This is a genomic window from Devosia sp. (assembly GCF_028290645.1).
GTDB lineage: Bacteria > Pseudomonadota > Alphaproteobacteria > Rhizobiales > Devosiaceae > Devosia_A.
Genome location: NZ_JAQGJL010000234.1, coordinates 1 through 4,579, shown reverse-complemented (window position 1 = coordinate 4,579; position 4,579 = coordinate 1). Strand labels below are relative to the sequence as shown.

Annotated in this window: 4 protein-coding genes; 3 read left to right on the top strand and 1 reads right to left on the bottom strand. The window is 64.6% G+C overall.

What is annotated here, in order from left to right:
• The 3 genes from JWQ89_RS13085 to JWQ89_RS13075 form a co-directional block, all read left to right on the top strand.
• Positions 1 to 2,723, top strand: a 2,723-nt coding sequence (locus JWQ89_RS13085; protein ID WP_299641698.1) for an efflux RND transporter permease subunit, incomplete at its 5' end; no start/stop codon positions are given.
• Between the two features lie 123 nt (positions 2,724 to 2,846).
• Complete coding sequence (locus JWQ89_RS13080) at positions 2,847 to 3,086, top strand: type II toxin-antitoxin system prevent-host-death family antitoxin (protein ID WP_299641696.1); 240 nt, start codon at positions 2,847 to 2,849, stop codon at positions 3,084 to 3,086.
• Between the two features lie 2 nt (positions 3,087 to 3,088).
• Positions 3,089 to 3,472 carry a type II toxin-antitoxin system death-on-curing family toxin gene (locus JWQ89_RS13075; RefSeq protein ID WP_299641694.1) on the top strand — a complete coding sequence of 128 codons (384 nt, stop codon included), beginning with the start codon at positions 3,089 to 3,091 and terminating at the stop codon, positions 3,470 to 3,472.
• Between the two features lie 36 nt (positions 3,473 to 3,508).
• Here JWQ89_RS13075 and JWQ89_RS13070 read toward each other — a convergent pair whose 3' ends face one another.
• A complete protein-coding gene (locus JWQ89_RS13070; protein WP_299641693.1) occupies positions 3,509 to 4,525 on the bottom strand; it encodes an acyltransferase in 1,017 nt (338 codons plus the stop codon).
• Positions 4,526 to 4,579 lie beyond the last annotated feature (54 nt).

The window sequence follows — 4,579 nt, the reverse complement described above, 5'->3', positions numbered from 1 at the left end:
ACATGGTGGTTCCGGGCGGCACGCTCGACACCGGCCACGGCTCGTTCAACGTCGAGGTGCCGGGCCTCATCACCAACGCGCAGGACGTCTATTCGCTGCCGATCAAGGCGGATGGCGACAATGTCGTCACCTTCGGCGACGTCGCGACGATCACCCGCACGTTCGAGGATGCGACCGAGTACGCGCACGTCAACGGCCAGCCGGCGATCACGCTCGGCGTGATCAAGGAGCTGGGGACCAACGTCATCGACGTGTCCGACCAGGTGCGCAAGGTGACGACCGACTTCGTCAAGGACTGGCCGGCAGGCATCCAGCACAGCTTCCTCGTCGACCAGGCGGATTCGACCAAGAACCTGTTCCGCTCGCTGGAGGCTGCGGTGCTTACCGCCGTGGCGCTGGTGATGGTGACGTGTGTCGCCACGCTCGGCGTCCGCCCAGCCCTGATGATCGGCACCTCGATCCCGATCTCGTTCATGATCGCGTTTCTCGTGGTGCAACTGCTCGGCATGACCATCAACATGATGATCATGTTCGGGCTGGTGCTGGCGGTGGGTGTGCTTGTCGACGATCCAATCGTGGTGGTGGAGTACGCAGAACGAAAGCTGCAGGAGGGCGTCTCCAAAAAGGAGGCGTTCATCCTCGCGGCGCGCAAGATGTTCGTGCCGGTGGTTTCGGCCACCTTCACGACGCTGGGCGCCTTCATTCCGCTGCTGTTCTGGCCGGGCATCATCGGCAAGTTCATGAGCTACCTGCCGATCATCGTGATCGTGGTTATGTGCGCCTCGCTCCTGTCGGCGCTGGTGTTCATGCCGGTGATCGGCGCGATCATCGCCTCGAGCCATGTCGACCCCAAGGCCAAGGAAGCCGCGGACGTCGTGATGTACCCCGACAAGTTCGACACCAGGAAGGTGAAGGGCGCGACGGGCATCTATGTGCGGACGCTCCAGCACCTGATCCGGCATCCGATCATCACGCTGCTCGTCGGCTTCACGATCGTGGGCCTGATGTTCTACGCCTATATCTCGCACCCGACCGGCATGGAGGCCTTCCCGGCCTCCGAGCCCGAGTTCGGCACGGTCAACGTGGTCGCCCGCGGCAACTACTCGCCTGTGGAGATCCGCGACATGCTGGCCGAGGTGGAGACGCAGATCCTGCAGGTGCAGGGCGTGCAGGACTCGATCATGACCTTCGCGGGTGGCGGCAGCGCCTTCGCGAGCAGCGGACCGCCGGACACGATCGGGCAATTCAACCTGCAGCTGCAGCCGTGGAACGAGCGCGTAAAGGCCGAGCAGATCTTCCAGAACATCCGTGACCGGGTGAAGAACATCTCTGGCCTCGAAGTTCAGATTGCGGCGCAGGAGAACGGTCCGCCGGCCGGCAAGGCGATCAACCTCACGGTCGAGAGCACCAACTATGCCGACCTCGCGCCGGTGGTGGGCAAGCTCCGCAACTACGTGGAGAACGACCTTGGCGATACCATCGACGTCGAAGACGGCCGTCCTTCGCCGGGCATCGACTGGGAAGTGACGATCGACCGCGTGGCCGCTGCCAAGTACGGCATCGGCGTGCGCGAGCTCTCGCCCTACGTGCAGTTGGTGACGTCGGGCGTGAAGCTCGGCTCGTACCGGCCGGACGACGTGGACGACGAACTCGACATCCGGGTCCGCCTGCCGCTCGGCGAGCGGAGCTTCGACAGCCTCGACTCGCTGAGGATCGTGACGGCCCAGGGCCTGGTGCCGGTCTCGAACTTCATCAAGCGCGAGGCGGTGCCCAAGGTCGCCAATATCAGCCGCAAGAACGGGCTCTACGTCATGGGCGTGGCGGCGAACCTCACTCCGGGGGTCGCGGCGGACGCGAAGATCGCCCAGCTCAAGGAGTGGGTCGGGACGCAGGACTTCCCGTCGACGGCGGTGGTGAAGTTCGGTGGTGCGGACGAGCAGATCGGCGACACCAACGCGTTCATCGTCAAGGCACTGGGCGCTGCGCTGTTCCTGATCTTCCTGGTGCTGCTGCTCGAGTACAACAGCTTCTACCAGGTGCTGGTGACGCTCTCGACGGTGCTGATGTCGCTGGCGGGCGTGATGCTGGGCATGGTGGTCACCGGGATGAGCTTCTCGGCGATCATGACGGGCCTCGGCATCGTTGCGCTGGCGGGCATCGTGGTGAAGAACGGCATCGTGCTGATCGACACCTACAACCACTACAACCGTGGTGACGGGGTGGAGCCGGTGAAGGCGATGCTGATTACCGCCAGCCAGCGCGTGCGGCCGGTGCTGCTCACCGCGACGGTGACGGCGCTGGGCGTGATCCCGATGGCGCTGAACGTCGAGTTCGACTTCATCCGCCGCGAGATCGTGTCGGGCGGTCTCGCCGGTTCGTGGTTCACGCACCTTTCGGCGGCGCTGGTGTCGGGGCTGTTCGTCTCGACGGCGCTGACGCTGGTGATGGTGCCGGTGATGATCACCGCGCCGAGCGTGATCAAGAACGGTTGGGTCGGCAGCCTGTTCGGCTCGATCTTCGGGGCGATCTTCGGGGTGGTAGCCTGGCCGTTCCGGGCGCTCTTCGGGCGGAAGAAGACCGTCGCGGTGACGCCGGAAGGCCAGACGGTCGAGATCCCGGCCGGCATCGACAGCTCGAAGCGGTTCATCAGGACCGATGGTTCGGGCCTCGTCGAGACCGAGCAGGACGGCGTCACGGTGATCAGCCGCGAGGCGGCGGAGTAGCTGGACGGCAGATGCAAATTGGAGAGGCCCGGGGGTGACCCGGGCCTTTTTGTTTTGGCTGTTTTAGCTATTGTGGACGATGGGAAGATTGGCTATCTTAGCCATAACAGCTAGGAGAGTACTATGGCCGAAATGAGCGCGACGGATGCCAAGAACAAGTTCGGCGAGTTGCTGGAGATGGTTCGGACCGAGCCGGTGGCTATCCAGAAGAATGGGCGCATCGCGGCCTATGTCATTTCTCCCGAACAGTTTCAGCGCCTGATGGCCGACAGCAATGCACCGCGGGTCAATCCGCTGGTCGTCAAGCTGCATGGCGAGAGCGTCAAGCGCTGGGGCAAGGTCTACGAAGCCCTGGCCAAGTAGCCATGGTTGAGCGGGTTTACCTCACCCTCGACGACGTTACCTGGATACACGACGAGCAGCTCCGCCTCTACGGTGGAGCTGCCGGCGTGCGCGACGAGGGGCTGATCTGGTCGGCCCTACTCCGACCGCAGACCGGGTACTACTCAGATGTCATCGAGGAAGCGGCGGCGCTCTGGGAAAGCCTCGCGATGAACCACGGCTTCGTAGACGGCAACAAGCGGGTTGCCTTCGAAGGCACGATACTGTTCCTCCAAATGAACGGCGCGCTGCCGACCGGCACGGAACAGGAATGGATCGACTTCATCTACAGCCACCTGGAAGCGGGAACGTTCCGCAAGCAGGTCCTGGAGGACTGGCTCAAGCGACACACCGAGCCACTACCTTAGGTTATCGCCGCCACGTCCAGCTGTCTGCAGCTTCGGTCAGCTCGAACCTGACGGGTCTACGGCGGCGCGGGGCTTGATCCTCGGCCACATTGCCGCGCGTGCCCACTGCCAGGCGAGGCCGAGGGCCAACGATGCCGCGAAGGTCATGCCAATCGCCAAAGGCGAGTTGTCGCCGATGTGCAGGGTGTCGACCAAGAGCTTCAGGACCAGCAGGTGGACGAGATAGGCGCTGAAGGTGGCACGGCCGAGGGTTGACCACCAGGGGCCGGCCAGGTGGAGGCGCATGAACAGTGCGGTGACGGCCAGGGCGTAGCCGAGGGTGGCGAGGGAGTAGTCGTGGCCCATCGGGTAGCGGCCGACGATGAAGTAGCCCTCTGCCAGCTGCAGGGCCGCGAAGACGGCCAAGGTGGCGACGATGGCGAGAATGGGAACGCGGGCCAGCAGGTCGCCGTGGCGCCGCAGCAGCACGCCGGCGACGAGGAAGATCGGGCCGAAGAACACCCCGTTGCGATCGAGCCAGAATGGAAAGCTCTGCCCGCTCAGCATCCTCGAATAGGCCCCAAAGGTGGTGCCGAGGACGAACAGGAAGGCGGCGATCACCAGGGTGACGGTCCAGCCTAGAAATTTTCCGGAGGTCGCGACCAGCGCCGTGGCGACGACCAGGGCCGGGAGGAACCACAGGTGGAAAGCCGGGCCGCCGGTCCAGGCGAGGTTGGCGAGGGTGGGCAGCGAGAGATCGAGCGGTTTTTGCGGCTGTTCGAGGTACCGCCAGGCGACGGTGATGGCGGTCCAGGCGATGAAGGGGACGAGGACGCGCCAGGCGACGCGGCGGATGAGGCGCAGGGGCGCGGCCAGTTCCTCGGGCTTCCAGAAATAGGCCGAGAGGATGAAGAACACCGGGACGGCGAAGCGGCTCAATTCATCGACGACGAAGCCGAGGGGTTTCTGGTCGTGGAAGCCGCCGCCGGCGACGTGCAGCGAGATGATGCCGAGGAGGCTCAGGACGCGGAGGGCGTCGAGGGAGGCGTTGCGGGCTGGGGCGGGTACGGGCATGCGGACGGGTGTAGACTGTGGGGGTGGTGGCTTTATGGGGGAAGCTGGGGCGTG